Annotated in this window: 22 protein-coding genes and 1 tRNA gene; 11 read left to right on the forward strand and 12 right to left on the reverse strand. The window is 69.7% G+C overall.

Annotation, left to right across the window (positions count from 1 at the left end; translation table 11 throughout):
• Positions 1-116 precede the first annotated feature (116 nt).
• A tRNA-Leu gene (locus tag ACIBL3_RS44805) sits at positions 117-205 on the reverse strand.
• A gap of 143 nt (positions 206-348) precedes the next feature.
• Between ACIBL3_RS44805 and ACIBL3_RS44810 the strand changes: the two genes are divergently transcribed.
• Both ACIBL3_RS44810 and ACIBL3_RS44815 read left to right on the forward strand, forming a co-directional pair.
• On the forward strand, positions 349-1,161 hold the full coding sequence (locus tag ACIBL3_RS44810) for a maleylpyruvate isomerase family mycothiol-dependent enzyme (protein ID WP_396360138.1): 813 nt from the start codon (positions 349-351) through the stop codon (positions 1,159-1,161).
• 15 nt (positions 1,162-1,176) lie between these two features.
• Positions 1,177-1,665, forward strand: coding sequence for a VOC family protein (locus ACIBL3_RS44815; RefSeq protein ID WP_396360139.1), 489 nt, complete (start codon positions 1,177-1,179; stop codon positions 1,663-1,665).
• Here the strand turns inward: ACIBL3_RS44815 and ACIBL3_RS44820 are convergent.
• Genes ACIBL3_RS44820 through ACIBL3_RS44830 form a run of 3 tightly spaced genes read right to left on the reverse strand, consistent with a single transcriptional unit; the run spans position 1,652 to position 3,127 of the window.
• Positions 1,652-2,320: an endonuclease V gene (locus ACIBL3_RS44820; RefSeq protein ID WP_396360140.1), complete on the reverse strand. Its 669-nt coding sequence runs from the start codon at positions 2,318-2,320 to the stop codon at positions 1,652-1,654. The genes ACIBL3_RS44815 and ACIBL3_RS44820 overlap by 14 nt on opposite strands.
• The gene (locus ACIBL3_RS44825; RefSeq protein WP_396360141.1) at positions 2,301-2,924 is read right to left on the reverse strand and encodes a dienelactone hydrolase family protein; all 624 of its coding nucleotides are present in this window, start codon (positions 2,922-2,924) and stop codon (positions 2,301-2,303) included. The genes ACIBL3_RS44820 and ACIBL3_RS44825 overlap by 20 nt, the downstream gene beginning before the upstream one ends.
• Complete coding sequence (locus ACIBL3_RS44830; RefSeq protein ID WP_396360142.1) at positions 2,921-3,127, reverse strand: hypothetical protein; 207 nt, start codon at positions 3,125-3,127, stop codon at positions 2,921-2,923. Before ACIBL3_RS44830 ends, ACIBL3_RS44825 begins: the two co-directional genes overlap by 4 nt.
• A 71-nt stretch (positions 3,128-3,198) precedes the next feature.
• On the opposite strand from ACIBL3_RS44830, the gene ACIBL3_RS44835 reads away from it, so the two are divergent.
• Complete coding sequence (locus ACIBL3_RS44835; protein WP_396360143.1) at positions 3,199-4,530, forward strand: M20/M25/M40 family metallo-hydrolase; 1,332 nt, start codon at positions 3,199-3,201, stop codon at positions 4,528-4,530.
• Positions 4,531-4,542: 12 nt separating this feature from the next.
• Here the strand turns inward: ACIBL3_RS44835 and ACIBL3_RS44840 are convergent, their stop codons facing one another.
• On the reverse strand, positions 4,543-4,812 hold the full coding sequence (locus tag ACIBL3_RS44840; protein ID WP_396360144.1) for a DUF1876 domain-containing protein: 270 nt from the start codon (positions 4,810-4,812) through the stop codon (positions 4,543-4,545).
• 41 nt (positions 4,813-4,853) lie between these two features.
• Positions 4,854-5,714 (reverse strand): LysR family transcriptional regulator, encoded by an 861-nt coding sequence (locus tag ACIBL3_RS44845; protein ID WP_396360145.1) that lies wholly within the window; start codon positions 5,712-5,714, stop codon positions 4,854-4,856.
• Positions 5,715-5,787: 73 nt separating this feature from the next.
• On the opposite strand from ACIBL3_RS44845, the gene ACIBL3_RS44850 reads away from it, so the two are divergent.
• Complete coding sequence (locus ACIBL3_RS44850; protein ID WP_396360146.1) at positions 5,788-7,005, forward strand: MFS transporter; 1,218 nt, start codon at positions 5,788-5,790, stop codon at positions 7,003-7,005.
• A 25-nt stretch (positions 7,006-7,030) separates the two neighbouring features.
• On the opposite strand, the gene ACIBL3_RS44855 is transcribed toward ACIBL3_RS44850, so the two are convergent.
• Both ACIBL3_RS44855 and ACIBL3_RS44860 read right to left on the reverse strand, forming a co-directional pair.
• The gene (locus ACIBL3_RS44855; protein ID WP_130448421.1) at positions 7,031-7,216 is read right to left on the reverse strand and encodes a DUF5703 family protein; all 186 of its coding nucleotides are present in this window, start codon (positions 7,214-7,216) and stop codon (positions 7,031-7,033) included.
• A gap of 15 nt (positions 7,217-7,231) precedes the next feature.
• The gene (locus ACIBL3_RS44860) at positions 7,232-8,173 is read right to left on the reverse strand and encodes an aldo/keto reductase (RefSeq protein WP_396360147.1); all 942 of its coding nucleotides are present in this window, start codon (positions 8,171-8,173) and stop codon (positions 7,232-7,234) included.
• A gap of 51 nt (positions 8,174-8,224) precedes the next feature.
• Between ACIBL3_RS44860 and ACIBL3_RS44865 the strand changes: the two genes are divergently transcribed.
• Positions 8,225-9,277: an LLM class F420-dependent oxidoreductase gene (locus tag ACIBL3_RS44865; RefSeq protein ID WP_396360148.1), complete on the forward strand. Its 1,053-nt coding sequence runs from the start codon at positions 8,225-8,227 to the stop codon at positions 9,275-9,277.
• A complete protein-coding gene (locus ACIBL3_RS44870; protein ID WP_396360149.1) occupies positions 9,278-10,105 on the forward strand; it encodes an undecaprenyl-diphosphate phosphatase in 828 nt (275 codons plus the stop codon).
• Between the two features lie 100 nt (positions 10,106-10,205).
• Here the strand turns inward: ACIBL3_RS44870 and corA are convergent, their stop codons facing one another.
• Positions 10,206-11,177 (reverse strand): magnesium/cobalt transporter CorA, encoded by a 972-nt coding sequence (gene corA, locus ACIBL3_RS44875; RefSeq protein ID WP_396360150.1) that lies wholly within the window; start codon positions 11,175-11,177, stop codon positions 10,206-10,208.
• A 48-nt stretch (positions 11,178-11,225) separates the two neighbouring features.
• On the opposite strand from corA, the gene ACIBL3_RS44880 reads away from it, so the two are divergent.
• Genes ACIBL3_RS44880 through ACIBL3_RS44890 form a run of 3 tightly spaced genes read left to right on the forward strand, consistent with a single transcriptional unit; the run spans position 11,226 to position 13,300 of the window.
• Positions 11,226-11,924, forward strand: coding sequence for an MSMEG_4193 family putative phosphomutase (locus tag ACIBL3_RS44880; protein ID WP_396360151.1), 699 nt, complete (start codon positions 11,226-11,228; stop codon positions 11,922-11,924).
• Between the two features lie 12 nt (positions 11,925-11,936).
• Positions 11,937-12,512 carry a DUF3090 family protein gene (locus tag ACIBL3_RS44885; RefSeq protein ID WP_396360152.1) on the forward strand — a complete coding sequence of 192 codons (576 nt, stop codon included), beginning with the start codon at positions 11,937-11,939 and terminating at the stop codon, positions 12,510-12,512.
• Positions 12,509-13,300, forward strand: a complete 792-nt coding sequence (locus ACIBL3_RS44890; protein ID WP_396360153.1) for an SCO1664 family protein — start codon at positions 12,509-12,511, stop codon at positions 13,298-13,300. Before ACIBL3_RS44885 ends, ACIBL3_RS44890 begins: the two co-directional genes overlap by 4 nt.
• Here the strand turns inward: ACIBL3_RS44890 and ACIBL3_RS44895 are convergent.
• Positions 13,255-13,530 (reverse strand): helix-turn-helix transcriptional regulator, encoded by a 276-nt coding sequence (locus tag ACIBL3_RS44895; protein ID WP_396360154.1) that lies wholly within the window; start codon positions 13,528-13,530, stop codon positions 13,255-13,257. The genes ACIBL3_RS44890 and ACIBL3_RS44895 overlap by 46 nt on opposite strands.
• Positions 13,531-13,551: 21 nt before the next feature.
• Positions 13,552-14,169, reverse strand: coding sequence for a cupin domain-containing protein (locus tag ACIBL3_RS44900; protein WP_396360155.1), 618 nt, complete (start codon positions 14,167-14,169; stop codon positions 13,552-13,554).
• Between the two features lie 85 nt (positions 14,170-14,254).
• Here ACIBL3_RS44900 and ACIBL3_RS44905 point away from each other — a divergent pair, with 85 nt between their 5' ends.
• Both ACIBL3_RS44905 and mshC read left to right on the forward strand, forming a co-directional pair.
• Positions 14,255-15,061: an NAD(P)H-binding protein gene (locus tag ACIBL3_RS44905; RefSeq protein ID WP_396360156.1), complete on the forward strand. Its 807-nt coding sequence runs from the start codon at positions 14,255-14,257 to the stop codon at positions 15,059-15,061.
• 85 nt (positions 15,062-15,146) lie between these two features.
• Entirely contained in the window at positions 15,147-16,373 is a 1,227-nt protein-coding gene (gene mshC / locus ACIBL3_RS44910) for a cysteine--1-D-myo-inosityl 2-amino-2-deoxy-alpha-D-glucopyranoside ligase (RefSeq protein ID WP_396360157.1), read from the forward strand.
• Here the strand turns inward: mshC and ACIBL3_RS44915 are convergent.
• On the reverse strand, positions 16,331-17,188 hold the full coding sequence (locus ACIBL3_RS44915) for a polysaccharide deacetylase family protein (protein ID WP_396360158.1): 858 nt from the start codon (positions 17,186-17,188) through the stop codon (positions 16,331-16,333). The two genes, mshC and ACIBL3_RS44915, sit on opposite strands and share 43 nt — an antisense overlap.
• Positions 17,189-17,193: the final 5 nt, after the last annotated feature.

Below are 17,193 nucleotides of genomic sequence, written 5' to 3' on the forward strand. Positions count from 1 at the left end.
GGCACCCCACGGCGGGGAACCCTCTCCTAGTCCTGACCCGACATCAGGACCGATTCGCCACGCCCACTTGACAAACAGGTCCTACATATCAGCCCCGCTCTGCGTGGCTTTAGCGTTGGTGTCCGAGGGGGGACTTGAACCCCCACGCCCCGCGAAGGGCACTAGCACCTCAAGCTAGCGCGTCTGCCTATTCCGCCACCCGGACGAGTGGTCTGGTCGCCGTAGCGACGCTGACCGGAGAACAGTAGCAAACTCCACGGGTGGAATTCACATCGGGGCTCAGCGGGCTGACGGCGGTGGCTTCTAGGGGTAGTTTGAAATTCAAGGGGCGGCTGGGAGGAGAGTCCGATGAACGCGTGGAACGCGATGACGTTCGAGGGCAAGGAGACCATCCTGGGGGTGGTTCGCCGGGAGGCGGCGGAGTTCTTCGAGCTGGTCGACAGCGACGGGGTGTGGGAGGCGCCGACCGGGGCCGGGCACTGGCAGGTGCGGGACGTGGTGGCGCACATCGTGGACACCACCGAGGCGTACTTCGTCGCCTTCGACGCGGCCCGGTCGCACACCGAGCTGCCGGCGGCGTACGGGCTGCCGGGGATGGCTGAGCGGGTCGACAAGCAGGCGCTGGCTCTTCGCGACGTACCGCGGGCCGAGCTGGTCGAGCGGCTCCGGACTGACTTCGACAAGATGATGGAGACCTTCGAGGCGCTCGGTCCGGAGGACTGGACCGGCCTGAACGTGGCGCACTTCTACATGGGTCCGGTGCCGTCGTTCTTCTACCCGGCCTTCCAGCTGATGGACTACGGCGTCCATTCCTGGGACGTCCGGCAGGGGACGGGCCGGGCGCACGGGCTGACCGGCGAGGCGGCCGACCTGCTGGTGCCGTTCATGTTCGTGGTGTGGCAGGGGACCGCGGGTACGACGGAGCCCGCCGAGCTCGGCATCCGCATCACCTCCGGTCCGAACGCCGGCGACACCCGGGTCCGCGTGGGCCCGGACGGGATGACGTACGAGCAGCCGGCGGACGTCGGCGACCTGTCCACGGTTCTCGAGTTCGACCCGGGCAGCTTCGTGCTGACCGCGTTCGGGCGGAGCAACTCCGGCACGATCCGCGGTGAGCGGGCCGTCGCCGACCGCTATCTCAACCTGTTCTTCCGGATCTGAGGGGGCCCAAAAGGGATGACCGACATCGACCTGCCGGCGATCGAGGCCGAGCGCGAGCGGATCAGAACGACGTACCTGAAGGAGGGGCAGACGAGCTCAGCACGCGGCCTGCATCACGTCGCGGTGCTGTGCGCGGACGTCGAGCGGACGGTGCGGTTCTACCAGGGCGTGCTCGAGTTCCCGCTCACCGAGATCGTCGGCAACCGGGACTACGAGGGCTCGAACCACTTCTTCTTCGACATCGGCAACGGCAACCTGCTCGCGTTCTTCGACTTCCCGGGTCTCGACCTCGGTCCGTACGCCGAGGTGCTCGGCGGACTGCATCACCTGGCCATCTCGGTCGAGCCGGAGAAGTGGGCGCGACTGAAGAAGAACCTGGACGAGGCCGGTGTGGAGTACCTGGAGGAGAGCGGCACGTCGATCTACTTCCGCGACCCCGACGGCGCCCGCGTCGAGCTGATCGCCGACCCGCTGGGGGAGATGTACGGCCTCAAGGTCCTCTGAGCACCCGCGCGGCCTGGCGCGCCCTCCGCAACGGCTCAGGAGTACGGCGTCCGGCGACCGACCGAGTCACCACCGCGACCGCGGTGGTGAGGTCGGTCCGCCAGCCGGAGTGCACGACCAACGGCCGAGTGCAACGCCGGGTGCGCAGCCAGGTCGCGACGTGATCGCGGCCGATGAACAGAGGCGCCGTCGCGCCCGTCGCGTCATCCGGCCAGTCGCCTGACGCGGTCAGCGGGCGGTGAGTCACGCCGACCGTCGGCAGATCCAGTACGGCGCCCAGCTGCACCGCCAGCCCGCATCCCCGCGGATGATCACGCCCAGTCGCATCCAGCAGGAGTACGTCGGGTCCCGGGGCAAGCCGCCGTACGACGTCCTCCAGGAGCGGACCGAGGCGGAGCGCCAGCAAGCCGGGCACGTACGACGCTGAAGCATGTCCCGGAACCAGGCATCGCCCGACGACGTCGCCCTGGTCCATGACGACTGCCGCACCCCAAGCCCGGTCGCCCGCCGACCCGGTGCCGGACAACCCGCGGGCAAAGCAGACCCACGCGCCGCCGATGAGATACGAGGTCTCGGGTGTCCACGGTGGAGGCGTCGCCCGCGCGAGCGCCTCCTGGGCTGCGATCAGGTCTGGCTCAGTGGTTGGCCAGGGCATGGAGGAACCAGTCGCGGGCCAGTACGGCGACGTGCTCGAGCGTGCCCGGTTCGGCGAAGAGATGGGTGGCGCCCGCCACCACCTGGAGGTCGTTGACGCACTGCAGTTGCCGCTGGGCGGCGCGGTTGTACTCGAGGACTGTGGTGTCGAGTTCGCCGACGATGAGCAAGGTGGGCGCCGACACGGCGGCCAGGCGTGGGCCCGCCAGGTCGACTCGGCCGCCGCGGGACACCACCGCCGCGACAGAGGCGATGTCGGCGGCAGACCACAACGCGGCGGCTCCGCCGGTGCTGGCGCCGAAGTAGGCGATGGGGCCGAATCGGTCGCCGGCCCATTCATACGCGCCGCTCAAGCGGTCAGCCAGGAGCGGGATGTCGAAGACGTTGCGGCGGTCAGCGGCCTCCGGCGGCGTCAGCAGGTCGAAGAGCAGGGTAGCGAGACCGGCCCGGTTGAGGACCTGGGCGACGTACTGGTTGCGGGGACTGTGCCGGCTGCTGTCGCTGCCATGGGCGAAGACCACCAGGCCGCTCGCCTCCGCGGGCACGGCCAGATCGCCAGGGAGCGAGGCCCCGGACGACTCGATCGTCACCGGGCCGGTGGTCATTGCGAGTCCGGCGCTGGATGTTCGACCAGGGCGATCACGCGGGTGGTGATGAACCGGGCGGTACGGATCGGTTTGCCGGTGCGGGTGACCTCGACGACCTCGGTCAGGTTGCGGGTGGTGTTGATCTCGACCCGCCGACCGGCCTTGGTGGCGGCGATCGAGTACGTCGACACCCCGTTGCCGGTGTCGATGACGACTTCCACCCAGTCACCCTTCACACCGTTCAGATACCCGGGACGACGGGTGTCATGCCCAGGTGGGGGAGGATGGGGCCATGACTTCTCCGGGGACCAGCGAGCGTACGTCGTCCACACCTGACGCCGAGGTGGTGGAGCTCTGCAGTGAGCTGATCCGGATCGACACCACGAACTACGGCAATGGGAAGAGCAACGGTGAGCGGGTCGCGGCGGAGTACGTCGCGGCGAAGCTGGACGAGGTCGGGATCGAGTCCACGATCTACGAGTCGGAGCCGGGCCGGGCGACCCTGGTCGCGCACTGGGAGGGCGAGGACCAGTCGGCGGACCCGCTGCTCGTGCACGGACACCTGGACGTCGTACCGGCCGATCCGAAGGACTGGAAGGTGGACCCGTTCGCCGGCGAGATCTTCGACGGGTGCGTGTGGGGCCGGGGTGCGGTCGACATGAAGGACTTCGACGCGATGGTGCTGTCGGTGGTCCGGGCCCGGCAGCGGGCCGGGGTGAAGCCGCGGCGGCCGGTCCGGCTGGTGTTCACCGCGGACGAGGAGGCCGGCGGCGTGTACGGCGCGCAGTGGCTGATCAGCAACCACCCGGACACGGTCGCGGACTGCGCCGAGGGGATCGGCGAGGTCGGCGGGTTCTCGGTCACCGTGAAGGACGACCTGCGGCTGTACCTGATCGAGACCGCGGAGAAGGGGATGAGCTGGATGCGGCTCAAGGCCCGCGGTACGGCAGGCCACGGGTCGATGGTGAATCACGACAACGCGGTCAGCCACCTCGTCGATGCGGTGACCCGGATCGGCGCGCACGAGTGGCCGCTGCGGGTCACTCCGACGGTCCGGGAGTTCCTGAAGACGCTGGAGGACGTGCTCGAGGTCGAACTGGACCCGGACGACATGACCGAGACGCTGGCGAAGCTCGGCAGCTTCAGCCGGATGTTCGGCGCGACGATCCGCAACACCGCCAACCCGACGATGCTGAACGCCGGCTACAAGGTGAACGTGATCCCCGGCGACGCCGAGGCGCACATCGACGGCCGGTTCCTGCCCGGCTACGAGGACGAGTTCTTCGCCACCATCGACGAGCTCATCGGCGACAAGGTACGGCGCGAGGTGGTGGTCGAGGACATCGCGCTGGAGACCGAGTTCAGCGGCGGCCTGGTCGAGGCGATGAAGGCGTGCCTGGCTGCCGAGGACCCGCAGAGCCGGACCGCGCCGCTGCTGATGTCGGGCGGCACCGACGCCAAGTCCTGGAGCCGGCTCGGCGTCCGGTGCTTCGGGTTCGTGCCCTTGCAGCTGCCGCCGGACCTGGACTTCATGGGCATGTTCCACGGCATCGACGAGCGCGTCCCGACCAGCGCCCTGGAGTTCGGCTCCCGGGTGCTGGACCGGTTCCTCGACGAGGCCTGAGGTCAGCTGCCGTCAGCTACGCAGCCGGGTCGGCCGGTGGGTGATCTCCTCGATGTCCTGCGCCGCCGCGAGCACCAGGCGGTGGGACAGCTCGGACAGCGCCCGCGCGGCCGCCAGCTCGTCGCCGATCTGTGGCACCTCGACGTCGTTCGGGTGCCGGTACGCCGTACCTCGTCCGGCCAGCTGTTCCCCGTCGGTCCGCAGCCGGGCCTCGGCGTGCGTCGTCCGCTCGTCCTCGACCTCGTCGATCACGATGTCAACTGTCCATTGCCGCTGTGTCATGGCACCCACCTCGTTTCTAGCGTCGTCCCACCGGCGATCGCTCACAAGAGGTTGAGGGTGGTGCGAAGGCTCGGGAGGTACCGGATCAGGGGTTGCGGGGGAGTGGGCGTCGTGACGAGGGACAGCGTGAGCCGGTAGCGGAAGGGCGCGGGAACGAGGCGCTCGCCGGGGCGGAGCTCGGTGGCGAGCGCGCTGCGGGGGACGAGAGCGAGTTGGGTACGACGCCGCGCCATGGCGACTGTGGTGCTCAGCGTCACGCCGCGGCGGGGGATCGCGCCGAGCGCGACCAGGCGGGTGTGGATGTCCTCGGCGCCGCGGTCGTAGGTGGAGAAGGGGATCGGGCGGTCCTTCAGCGGCTGTTTGCCGCGACCGGGTGGGCTCGCACCGGGAGGGACGAACAGGACGAGCTCGTCGCGGCCGACGCGACGGGCGGTGGTGCCGCGGGGCAGCGTCATCTGGTCGGCGATCGCGATGAACGCGGCGTCCATCGTGCCCTCCGCGATCCGTTCGACCAGGAAGTGGCCGTGGTCGACCTGTTGCTCGATGTCGAGGTCGGGCAGGTCCGCGTCCAGGACCGGGAACAGGATCGGCGCGATGCTGGCGAAGGTGCCGATCACGAGCCGGTGTCCGGCGGCGGCCGACCGGGTGGCGGCGTACACCTCCTCGAGGTGGCCGAGGATGTGGTCGGCTCGGCGGCAGAGCTCGGCCCCTGCCGGAGTCGGGCGGGCGCCGCGGGTGTCGCGTTCGAAAAGCTTCGTGTCGCACATGCGCTCGAGCCGGGCCAGGCGCTGTGACGCGGACGGCTGCGAGATGCGCAGCTCGCGGGCCGCGGTGCCGACCGCCCCGGTCCGCCTGATCGCCTGCACCAGCCGTAGATCCTCGACCGATGGTAATGAGGCCATAGGTCCAGCCTATGGCAATCACGAAGCCTTCGCCTGCTACCGACAGGAGCGGAAAACTCCAAGAATCAAAGGCATGAGGGCCCGGAACGAAGCACTCGCGCTGTTGGTCGGCGGTGGTGTGGCGGACCTGGCGCTCCGGTTCACGCAGGTTGCTTTGCCGCTGGTGGTCCTTCATGAGACAGGATCGGTCGCTGCGACCGGGCTGGTCGGCGGCGCGTCCGGCGTACCGGTGCTGCTGTCGCCGTGGTGGGCCAGGAGGGCGCGGCAATGGGTGGACTCGGGTCCACGGCTTGCAGTGGTTGCGGCCATCCAGGCGTTGGCGCTGGCCAGTGTGCCGGCTACCGCCATGCTCGGGCTCCTGACACCCGGGTTGCTGGTCGTGAGTGGTCTACTGCTCGGCTGCGGCGAGGCCCTGTCCACACCAGGGCGGTCGGCACTGCTGGCTGACACCGGAGACCGGTGGGGCGAGGGCAAGGCCGTCGTACTGCTGACCTGGCAGGACGGACTGCGCAGGGTCGGCATGATGGTCGGACCGGTCATTGGAGCCTTTGCGGTGTCGACAGGCCTCACCAACGGGCTGCTGTGGGTGGAGGCAGTCGGTGTGCTGGCAGCAGGACTTCTGGCGTGCACTGTGAAGGCAGAGCGCGCTCCTGAGCGCACTGCGACTCCGTCAATCCGGGCCAGTCTCAAGACGCGTCCGGACGTGCTCTACGGCTGGATCGTTCGGGGGACCGGGTGCGTGACGTGGTTCGCGTTCACGCTGGGGCTGTCGGTGATCGGCGCGCAGCGCGGTGAGCCCGGTGTTTATCTCGCGGCCGGCATGACCGGGTACGGCGTGGGGTCGGTGATCGGGACGGCGATTTCGTTGGCCGTCGTCCGGCGATTGCCGCCGGTACCGCTCGCCGCCGGGGCCTGGGGCTTCATGGGGTTCTGCTGGGCCGGGATGGGCCTGTGGACGCAGCCGCCGTTCATTGCCCTGATGGGCGCACTTTCGGGCATCAGTGTGGTCCTCGGGATCGCCGCCATCTCGGTCGTGATCACGCGGACCTCGGCAGGGGCGGAGCGACGGGCGCTGCTGTCGGGGCAGACGGTCGTCGTGAACGCGGGCAGTTCGGCCGGGATGCTGGCCGGCGGGCCGATCATCGCGGCCGCCGGCGCCGAGCACACGCTGATCGGCGCGGGCCTGCTCACCACGCTGATCGCGTCGGCAATCCTGGTGAAAGCAGCACGGCCGCGTTCCCGCTCGAGAACCGCCCCGGAACCCAATCTCTGGGTTCCGCACGACCTCTGAAACCCCGGCTGGCCGACGGGGTTGCTCAGAGGGTTCGCATGACGCGGATGATGCGGCGGCGGAGCCAGACTCGGCGGGTGCCGTCGGGGTAGCGGCGGAGGCGGGCCAGCTCCCAGCCGCCGTACTCGGCGTGCTCGGTCAGCAACCGGCGGACGGCGCCGCGCGACTCCGTCCTGGACACCTCGAACTGCTGTAGTTCGTATTCGGCCATCCGCACCTCCACCTGCTACGACACATCCTCCAGCGCTGCGACGATCGCGGGTGGGAGGTTGAGCTCCTCGACACCCAGGATCGACTTGAGTTGCATCGCCGTCCGGGCCCCGACGATCGCCGCCGACACGCCCGGCCGGTCCCGCACCCAGGTGAGCGCCACCTCGAGCGGTGTCCAGCCGAGCCCGTCGGCGGCTCGTGCGACTGCCTCCACGATGCCCGAACCGCGGCCGTCGAGGTAGGGGTCGACGAATCTGGACAGATGCTGAGATGCCGCCCGCGAGTCCGCCGGGATCCCGGTGCGGTACTTCCCAGTCAACACACCACGGCCAAGCGGCGACCACGCCAGGATGCCGATCCCGAGCCCGCCGGCCGCCCGAATCGCGTCCGCCTCGGCGTCCCGGGCGAGCAGTGAGTACTCCACCTGGTTCGACACCGGGACCGCGCGACCGGGCCAGGCTTGCTGCCAGGTGACCGCCCGGGCCGACTTCCAGCCTGCGTAGTTCGAGACTCCGACGTATCGGACCTTGCCCGAGTTCACCGCGTGGTCGAGCGCTGACAGCGTCTCCTCGAGCGGTACGTCGTCCGACCAGGTGTGCAGCTGCCACAGGTCGATGTGGTCGACGTTCAGCCGGCGCAGCGAGCCCTCCAGGTCGCGCAGCAGGGCGCCGCGGGAGGTGTCGGTGATCCGCTCGCCGCGGCGGACGCTGAACCCGGCCTTGGTCGCGATCACCAGGTCGTCGCGGTCCACCACGTCGCCGAGCAGCGAGCCGATCAGTCGCTCACTGTCACCGTCGCCGTACGCCGCCGCGGTGTCGATCAGGGTGCCACCGGCTGCCACGAACGCGGCGAGCTGCTCGCGCGCCTCGTGCTCGTCGGTGTCCCGCCCCCAGGACATGGTGCCGAGGCCGAGCCGGCTCACCGCCAGTCCACTGTGACCGAGATAGCGCTGCTGCATGTGCCGAGCCTATTGGCCGCCACCGACAACGGCTCGTTAGGCTCGCCTGTCATGCGACTCGGACTCAACATCGGCTTCGTCTTCGGTGGCGACGACCATCTGGATCATCTGAGGCTGGTGAAGGAGGCCGAGCGGCTCGGTTTCTCGGTCACCTGGGCCGCGGAGGCGTACGGCTCGGACGCCGCCACGCTGCTGACCTGGATCGCCGCCCAGACCTCGACCATCGACGTCGGCGCCGCGGTGTTCCAGATTCCGGCCCGGACCCCGGCGATGACCGCGATGACCGCGGCCACCCTGGACCGGCTGTCCGGCGGCCGGTTCCGGCTCGGCCTCGGCGTGTCCGGCCCGCAGGTGTCCGAGGGCTGGCACGGCGTCCGGTTCGACAAGCCGCTGGCCCGGACCCGGGAGTACGTGGCGATTGTGAACGCGGCGATGCGGCGTGAGACCGTGGCATTCGAGGGCGAGCACTTCACCCTGCCGTTGCCCGATGGCCCGGGCAAGCCGCTCAAGCTGTCCATCCACCCGCTCCGCGACCACGTGCCGGTGTACCTTGCCGCGGTCGGCCCGAAGAACCTCGAACTGGCCGGCGAGATCGCCGACGGCTGGCTCGGCATCCTGAACGACCCCGCCTATCTGGGAGAGCAGTTGAAGCACATCGCGACGGGTCGCGAGATCCGTCAGGAAGGACTCGACGGTTTCGACGTCGTCGCGTCCGTGCCGGTGATGACCGGTGCCGACCTGCAGGCCGCGGCCGACCCGATCCGTGGATACGCCGCTCTCTACATCGGCGGGATGGGCAGCCGGGAGAAGAACTTCTACAACGCCCTCGCGGTCCGGATGGGGTACGCCGAGGAGGCCAAGCGGATCCAGGACCTGTACCTGGCCAAGCAGCACCGCGACGCGATGGCCGCCGTACCGCACGGATTCATCGACTCGATCTCGCTGCTCGGCGGCAAGGAGCGGATGGCCGAGAAGCTCACCGCGTACGCCGAGGCCGGGGCGACCACGGTCGCCCTGACCCCGTTCGCGCCGACGGTCGACCAGCGGATCGCCGACCTGCGCACCGTCGCCGAGGCCCTCGAGCTCGCCGGGATCGGTGAGTAAGTGTCCATCTGGGAAGCCATCATCCTGGGCATCGTGGAGGGGCTCACCGAGTTCCTCCCGGTGTCGAGCACCGGGCACCTCACCATCGCCTCGAAGATGCTCGGCCAGCAGATCGACGACCCGGCGATCACCGCGTTCACCGCGGTGATCCAGTTCGGCGCGATCGCGGCCGTGGTGCTGTTCATGTGGAAGGACATCCGGACGTACGCCGTCGCGTGGTTCAAGGGACTGCGGCACCCCGAGTACCGCGGCGAGTTCGACCACCGGATGGGCTGGTTCGTGATCGTCGGCTCGCTGCCGATCTGCATCGTCGGGTACCTCGGCCGCGACATCATCTCGGGTCCGCTGCGCAGCCTGTGGTGGGTGGCGGCGTCGCTGATCGGCTGGTCGTTCGTGATGGTCGCGGCCGAGCGGTTCGGCAAGAAGTCCCGGCCGCTGACCCGGATCACGCTGATCGACGCGATCGTGATGGGCGTCCTCCAGTGCCTCGCGCTGATCCCCGGTGTCTCCCGTTCGGGCGCCACCATCTCGGCCGGCCTCTTCTGCGGCCTGGACCGAGTCGCGGCCACCCGGATGGCGTTCCTGCTAGGCATCCCCGCCCTCGTCGGCGCCGCGATCTTCGAGCTCCCGCACGCCTTGGACGGCAGCGTAGGCCTCGTCCCGGTCCTAGTCGGCACCGTGGTCAGCTTCGTGGTCGCCTACGCGTCCGTCGCCTGGCTCCTCAAGTTCGTCGCCAAACACACCATCGAGGTCTTCGCCTTCTACCGAATCCTGGTGGGCATCGTCATCGTCATCCTCCTGGCCACCAGCACCATCACCGCCACCTGACGCGGGCTCGTTGAACCTCGGCCAGGAAATCGGGACCGCGGACATCTGACCAGATGTCCGCGGTCCCGAGAGGGTGTCCGTGGTGCGACGGCCGTGGGGTTTACAGCCAGCCGACTTTGCGGAAGAAGCGGTACATGGTGAAGCAGACGGTGGCCATCAGCAGGAGGATGGCGTAGTAGCCGTAGTGCCAGCGGAGTTCGGGCATGTTGTCGAAGTTCATGCCGTAGATCCCCGCCACCATGGTCGGCACCGCGGCGATGGCGACCCATGCCGAGATGCGTCTCATGTCGTCGTTCTGCTGGACCGAGACGCGGGCCAGGTGGGCGTTGAGGGCCGAGCTGAGCAGGACATCCAAGGCTTCGGTCTGGTCGGAGACGCGGTTGACGTGGTCGGCGACGTCGCGGAAGAACGGCGCGGCCTTCGGGCTGATCCCGGGTACGCCGTGCGCGAACTGCTCCATCGGGTCCCGCAGCGGCTGGATCGCGCGGCGCATCTCGAGCACCTCACGCTTGAGCTTGTAGATCCGCTCCGCGTCGCTGGTGCGCTCGGGGGAGAACACCGAGCTCTCGACCTCATCGACGTCGATCTCGACCTGCTCGGCGACTTCCTCGTACGCGTCGACGACCGAGTCGCAGATCGCCCACAGTACGGCGGCCGGACCGTGGCCGAGCATGGACGCGCGCTCCTCCAGCTCCTGCCGCGCCGTGGCCAGCTCTCCGCCTTCGCCGTGCCGGACGGTGACGACGTACCGGGGACCGATGAACACGCTGAGCTGGCCGGTCTCGACCGCGTCGCCCTCGTCGACGTACCAGAGGGTGCGCAGTACGACGACGATCGCGTCGCCGAACCGCTCGACCTTGGGGCGCTGGTGGGCCTTGAGCGCGTCCTCGACGGCGAGCTCGTGCAGGTCGAACAGCCGCTGGACCCGGCGCATCTCCGCGTCCGACGGCTCGTGCAGCCCGACCCACCCGAAGCACCGGCCGTCGTCGTCGATGGCCTGCGCAACGGTCTCCGGATCCCTGGGCAGATCCTGCCGTTCCCCCTCGGCGTAAACGCCGCAGTCCACGATCACGCACCCATCATCCCACTGTGACTTGCTCGACCGGATAACGTGCACTGCATGCCCACGGTGATTTTGGTTCGGCACGGTCGTAGCGCGGCGAACACGTCCGGCACGCTGGCCGGCCGCACGCCGGGGGTGAAGCTGGACGAGATCGGGCGGCAGCAGGCCGAGGTGGTCGCGCAGCGGCTGGCCGAGCTGCCGTTGGCGGCGATCGTCACGTCGCCGCTGGACCGGTGCAAGCAGACCGCGGCGGCGATCGCGAAACACCATCCGGAGTTGCGTCCGGCAACGGATCGCCGGCTGACCGAGTGCGGGTACGGCGACTGGACCGGTCAGCAGCTGTCCACGCTGATGAAGGACCCGTTGTGGCCCGTCGTGCAGCAGCACCCGTCAGCTGTGACCTTCCCGAACGGCGAGTCGATGCGGGCAATGCAGCAGCGTGCGGTGGACGCCGTACGGGCGCATGACGCGGCGCTGGCGAACAGCCACGGGGACGGCGCGCTGTGGGTCGCGGTGTCGCACGGCGACGTGATCAAGGCGATCGTCGCGGACGCGCTCGCTCAGCACCTGGACACGTTCCAGCGGATCGTGGTGGACACCGCGACGACCACGATCATCACCTACACCAAGACACGCCCGTTCCTGGTCCGCCTGAACGACTCCGGCAGTGAGCTCGCGAGCCTGGTCCCGAAGCCGCAGCCGAAGTCGCGCCGGGCGAAGAAGCAGACCTCGGACGCAGTGGTCGGCGGACGGTAATAGGGTCTAGCTATGGCGCGAGTTGTGCATTCCTACGACGACCCGGACCGGTTCGTCGCGGGCACCGTGGGCGAACCCGGTGCGAGGACGTTCTTCCTGCAGGCCCGGGCCGGGACCCGGCTGACCTCGGTGGCCTGTGAGAAGGAACAGGTGATGGCGCTCGCGGAGCGGCTGGACGTGATGCTGGACGAGGTGGCCCGGCGGTTCGACCGGGACCCGGTGACCCCGGTGGGGATCGACGACACCGATCCGCTCGAGCAGCCGATCGAGGAGGAGTTCCGGGCCGGCACCATGACGCTGGCTTGGGAGGCCGACGCCGAGCGGGTCGTGATCGAGGTGTTCTCGGTGGTCACCGGCGAGCAGGTCGAGCTCGAGGAGACCGACCCGGTGCAGGCCGCGATGGACTCCGAGGACGCCGAGGTGTTCGTCGTCCGGATCAGCGAGGAGCAGGCCCGGGCGTTCGCCCGGCGGGCCGTCGCGCTGGTCGCGTCCGGGCGCCCGAGCTGCCCGTTCTGCGGGCGGCCGATCGATCCCGACGGGCACATCTGCCCGCGCGCCAACGGCTACCGCAGGCACCTGCCGGAATGACCGACCTGGACCTGCTCGCCACTGGGGAGCTGTCTTTGCACGGCCGGCTGGTGGCAGCGTCGAACGGGACGTTCCAGGGCTCGGTCAGCCTGGGCGAGCAGTCCGCGACGGTGGTCTACAAACCGGTCCAGGGTGAGCGGCCGCTGTGGGACTTTCCCGACGGCACGCTGGCGCAGCGCGAGTACGCGTCGTACGTCGTGTCCGAAGCCCTGGGCTGGTCGGTCGTGCCGCCGACGTTGCTGCGGGACGGACCGCTCGGCGAGGGCATGGTCCAGCTGTGGATCGACGAGGCCGAGCTCGGACCGGGGGAGACCGAGCTGGTCGACATCGTGCCGCAGGGACGCGTGCCGGCCGGCTGGCTCGGTGTGCTCGACGCGCTCGACGGCCGGCACAACCCGGTGACGCTGGTGCACGCCGACACCGACGCGCTGCGGAAGATGGCCGTGTTCGATGCCGTGGTCAACAATGCCGACCGCAAGGGCGGCCACGTGCTGAACCCGGGTGACGGCCGGGTGTTCGGCGTCGACCACGGTGTCACCTTCAACGCCGACGACAAGCTGCGGACGGTCCTGTGGGGCTGGGCCGGCGAACCGATCCCGGCCGCGCTGCTGGACGACGTACGCAAGCTGGCCGACCAACTCGCCGGCGGGCTCGGGCAGCAGTTGTGCGAGCTGATCACCGCGGTCGAGCTGACCGCGACCCGTGAGCGCTGCGCGACGCTGCTGAAGACCGGCGTCTACCCCTACCCGAGCGACGACTGGCCGGCCATTCCCTGGCCGGCTTTCTGACCGCGCAGAAAGGTGCTGGGGCTCGCGCCACGTTCGCGTTTGAAGGCGGCGCTGAAGCTGAAGGCATCGGCGTACCCGACCCGGCGAGCGACCGTGGCGACGGTCGCACCAGGCTCGGTCAGGAGATCGGCCGCGAGGGTCATCCGCAGCTCGGTCAGGTAGGCGAGCGGCGCCTGACCGGTCAGCTCGGTGAAGCGTCGTACCAAGGTGGTCCGGGACACGGTCGCCACCTCGGCCAGCCCTGCGAGCGTCTACCCGGCCGCGGGGGAGCCGTGCATCGCGTGCAGGACCGGACCGACCACGTCGTCGCCGAGGGCGTCGTACCAGGGCGGCCGGTTACCCTCGAACCAGTCGCGCAGGGTGCAGACCATCAGCCAGTCGATGAGTCGGTCGAGTACGACGTGCCGGCCGAGGGCGCCGGCGGCGATGCGCTCCTGCAGGTAGTCGCGCAGCGGTGCGCAGTCGTGGTCCTCGGTGATGACGACCAGCGGCGGGAGCTCCTCGAGCAGCCGGCGGGGGAGTTCCTGGCGGACGTGGTACGCGCCGGCGAGCAGCACGGTGCCGGCGTCGACCGGGCCGGGTGAGTCGACCCGTCCGTCGCAGTACACGTCCAGCGCCGGCCCCGATCGGGTCGGATCGTCAGTGAAGAGGAACGAAGCCGGCCCACGCACGACCGCGATCTCGCCCGGCCGGATCCGGCGTGGTTCGGCGCCGTCGACGACGAGCCAGCCGTCGCCGAGCAGCGGTGCGCACAGGGTCAGGGCCGCGCCGTCGACGAAGCGGAGCGCGTACGGCGGGGCGAGGACCGACGTACCGAGGACAGCGCCCTCGGCGCGCAGGCCGCGCAGTAGGTCGTCGAGAGGATCCACGCAGCCACGATAGGTGGGCCGCACGGACATGCCCGCGGTCCGGTCGCCCATGGGTTCGGCGGGCATGTCCGGATTGACTCGGGGAATGACGATTTTGGTGCTAGGGGCAACAGGTAAGACCGGCCGCCAGGTAGTCGCGCGGTTGCGGGAGCAGGGCGTCGACGTACGGGCCGCGTCGCGGTCGAGCGAGACCCGCTTCGACTGGGCGGACCAGAGCACGTGGGCGGCCGCCGTACGCGGGATCGAAGCGGTGTACTTGGTCGCACCAGAGGATCCGGCGCCGATCGAGCCGTTCGTCGCGCAGGCGGTGGCGGCCGGGGTACGGCGCTTCGTCGCGCTGTCGGGCCGGGGCATGGACAAGGTCATGGGCCGGTTCGGCGCCGGGATGGCCGAGGCGGAGCGCGCGGTCCGGGCCTCCGGCGTGGGGTGGACGATCCTGGGGTCGAACAACTTCGCCCAGAACTTCGACGAGGACCTCTGGTACGAGCCGCTGTTGGCGGGCCGGCTGGCGCTCCCGGCCGGCCAATTGCGGGAGCCGTTCGTGGACGTCGAGGACGTGGCCGAGGTGGCCGCGACGGTACTGACGTCGGCCGATCACGACGGCCAGGCTTACGAACTGTCCGGGCCGGAGGCGATCACCTTCGCCGAGGCGGTGGAGACGATCGCGAAGGTCTCCGGACGGCCGATGGAGTACGTCGCCCTGACCCCTGCGGGGTACCGCGAGGAGTTGCTCGCCGCGGGCCTGCCGGGCGAGGTCGCGGACGAGCTGAACGCCCTGTTCGAGATCATGCGAGAAGGCCATCTGACGATCCCGACCGGCGATGTCCAGCGGCTGCTCGGCCGGCCGCCGGCGAGCTTCACGGCGTACGCCGAAAGGGTCTGGGCAGGGTAGCCGACGACCCAGCGCGAGAATACCGGTACCGGAGATTGGAACCGTGTCGCGCCGGGGAAATCCGGGCTGACATAAGCTCCAGGGCATGCAGGCGTGGACGAAACCAGATATCCCGGTCGTGCCGGGCCCGGCACGGCGGCTGCGCCTCTACGACACCGCGTCCGGCGGACCCGTCGAGGTGCCACCGGCCGACGGCGGCCCGGCGCGGATGTACGTGTGCGGGATCACGCCGTACGACGCCACCCACATGGGCCACGCGGCGACGTACGTGACGTTCGACCTGATCAACCGGCTCTGGCGGGACGCCGGGTACGACGTCCACTACACGCAGAACATCACCGACGTCGACGACCCGCTGCTCGAGCGGGCGGCGGCGACCGGGGTCGACTGGACCGACCTGGCCGCGCAGGAGATCCAGCTGTTCCGCGACGACATGACCGCGCTGCGGGTGATCCCGCCGCAGAACTATGTCGGCGTGGTCGAGTCGATCGACCTGGTCGCGAACGCGGTCGAGGACCTGCAGCGGGCCGGGGCGGTCTACTCGGTGGACGGCGACCTGTACTTCGCGGTCAAGGCGGATCCGGCCTTCGGGAGCGTGTCCGGGTACGACCGCGAGACCATGCGCGCCCTGTTCGCCGAGCGCGGCGGGGACCCGGACCGCGAGGGCAAGCAGGACCCGCTCGACAGCCTGCTGTGGCGGCACGAGCGGCCCGGCGAACCGGCCTGGGACTCGGCTCTCGGCCGCGGTCGTCCGGGCTGGCACGTGGAGTGTTCGGCGATCGCGCTGGAGCACCTCGGGATGACGTTCGACGTCCAGGGCGGCGGGTCGGACCTGATCTTCCCGCACCACGAGATGTCGGCCAGCGGCGCGCAGGTGGCGACCGGGAAGTACCCGTTCGCCCGGGCGTACGTCCACCAGGCGATGGTCGGCCTGGACGGCGAGAAGATGTCGAAGTCCAAGGGCAACCTGGTGCTGGTGTCGAAGGAACGCCTGGCCGGATCCGACCCGATGGCGATCCGGCTGGCGCTCCTCGCGCACCACTACCGCACGGACTGGTTCTGGACGTCGTCGGAGCTGCTCGACGCCCAGGAGCGCCTGGACGTCTGGCGTGGCGCCGTCACCCGCGCCTCGGGTCCGGACGGTGCCGCTGCGGTCGACGCCGTACGGGCTGCGCTCACCAACGACCTCGACACCGTCGCCGCGCTGTCCGCGATCGACACGTGGGCCGAGACGAACGGCGACGACGTGGAGGCGCCGGCGCTGGTCGCTCAGGCCGTCGACGCGCTGCTCGGGGTCAAGCTGGCGGTGTAGTGGGCGGCGATCTCGTCGCTCGTGGTCAGCCAGACGTCCGGCTGTGAGGCGAGGAACTCGAGCGCCTGGTCGAGGTACTTGGCCCGGAACGCCTGCCCGATGACGAACGGGTGCAAAGCGAGCGGGAAGACGCGTCCACCCTCGGCCCGGAGTACGTCGTACTGGTCCTTGATCATCTGGACGAACTCGGGGCCGGTGATGCCGCGCGGGAAGATGAGCAGATCGTTGAGCTCGACCGTGTACGGGACGCTGAGCATGCCGGGGACGTTGAGCTGGTACGGCTGGTCGTCGTTCGTCCAGTCGAGGACGTAGCTCAGGCCGAGCTCGGCGAGCAGCTCCGGGGTGTTGTGCGTCTCGGTCAGGCCAGGGCCCATCCAGCCCTGCGGACGGCGGCCGGTCGCGGTTTCGATGGCGCCGACGATCTCGGCGAGGACCTTGCGTTCCTCGTCCGGCTCCAGGCCGGTGTGCAGGGTCGAGTTGGTCTTGCCGTGCGCGAGCCAGGCCCAGTCGCGGTCGACGCCTGCCTGGATGATCTGCGGGTTGTGCTCGGCGACGTCGGAGTTGAGGAGCACGCTGGCGCGGACGCCGTACCGGTCGAGGATGTCCATGGTCCGCCAGATCCCGACCCGGGCGCCGTAGTCGCGCCAGCCGTGGTTCAGCGGATCCGGAGTGAGCTCGAGCGGCCAGATGCTGGTCGACGGCCGGTCGGGCACGAAGTGCTCGATGTTGAGGCCGACGTAGAAGGCGACCCGCTTGCCGCCGGGCCAGGTGAGCGACGGGCGGTCGGTGATCGGGCTGTAGTCGAAGAGCGTCATACCGG

The sequence above is a fragment of the Kribbella sp. NPDC050124 genome (assembly GCF_044460355.1).
Taxonomy (GTDB): domain Bacteria; phylum Actinomycetota; class Actinomycetes; order Propionibacteriales; family Kribbellaceae; genus Kribbella.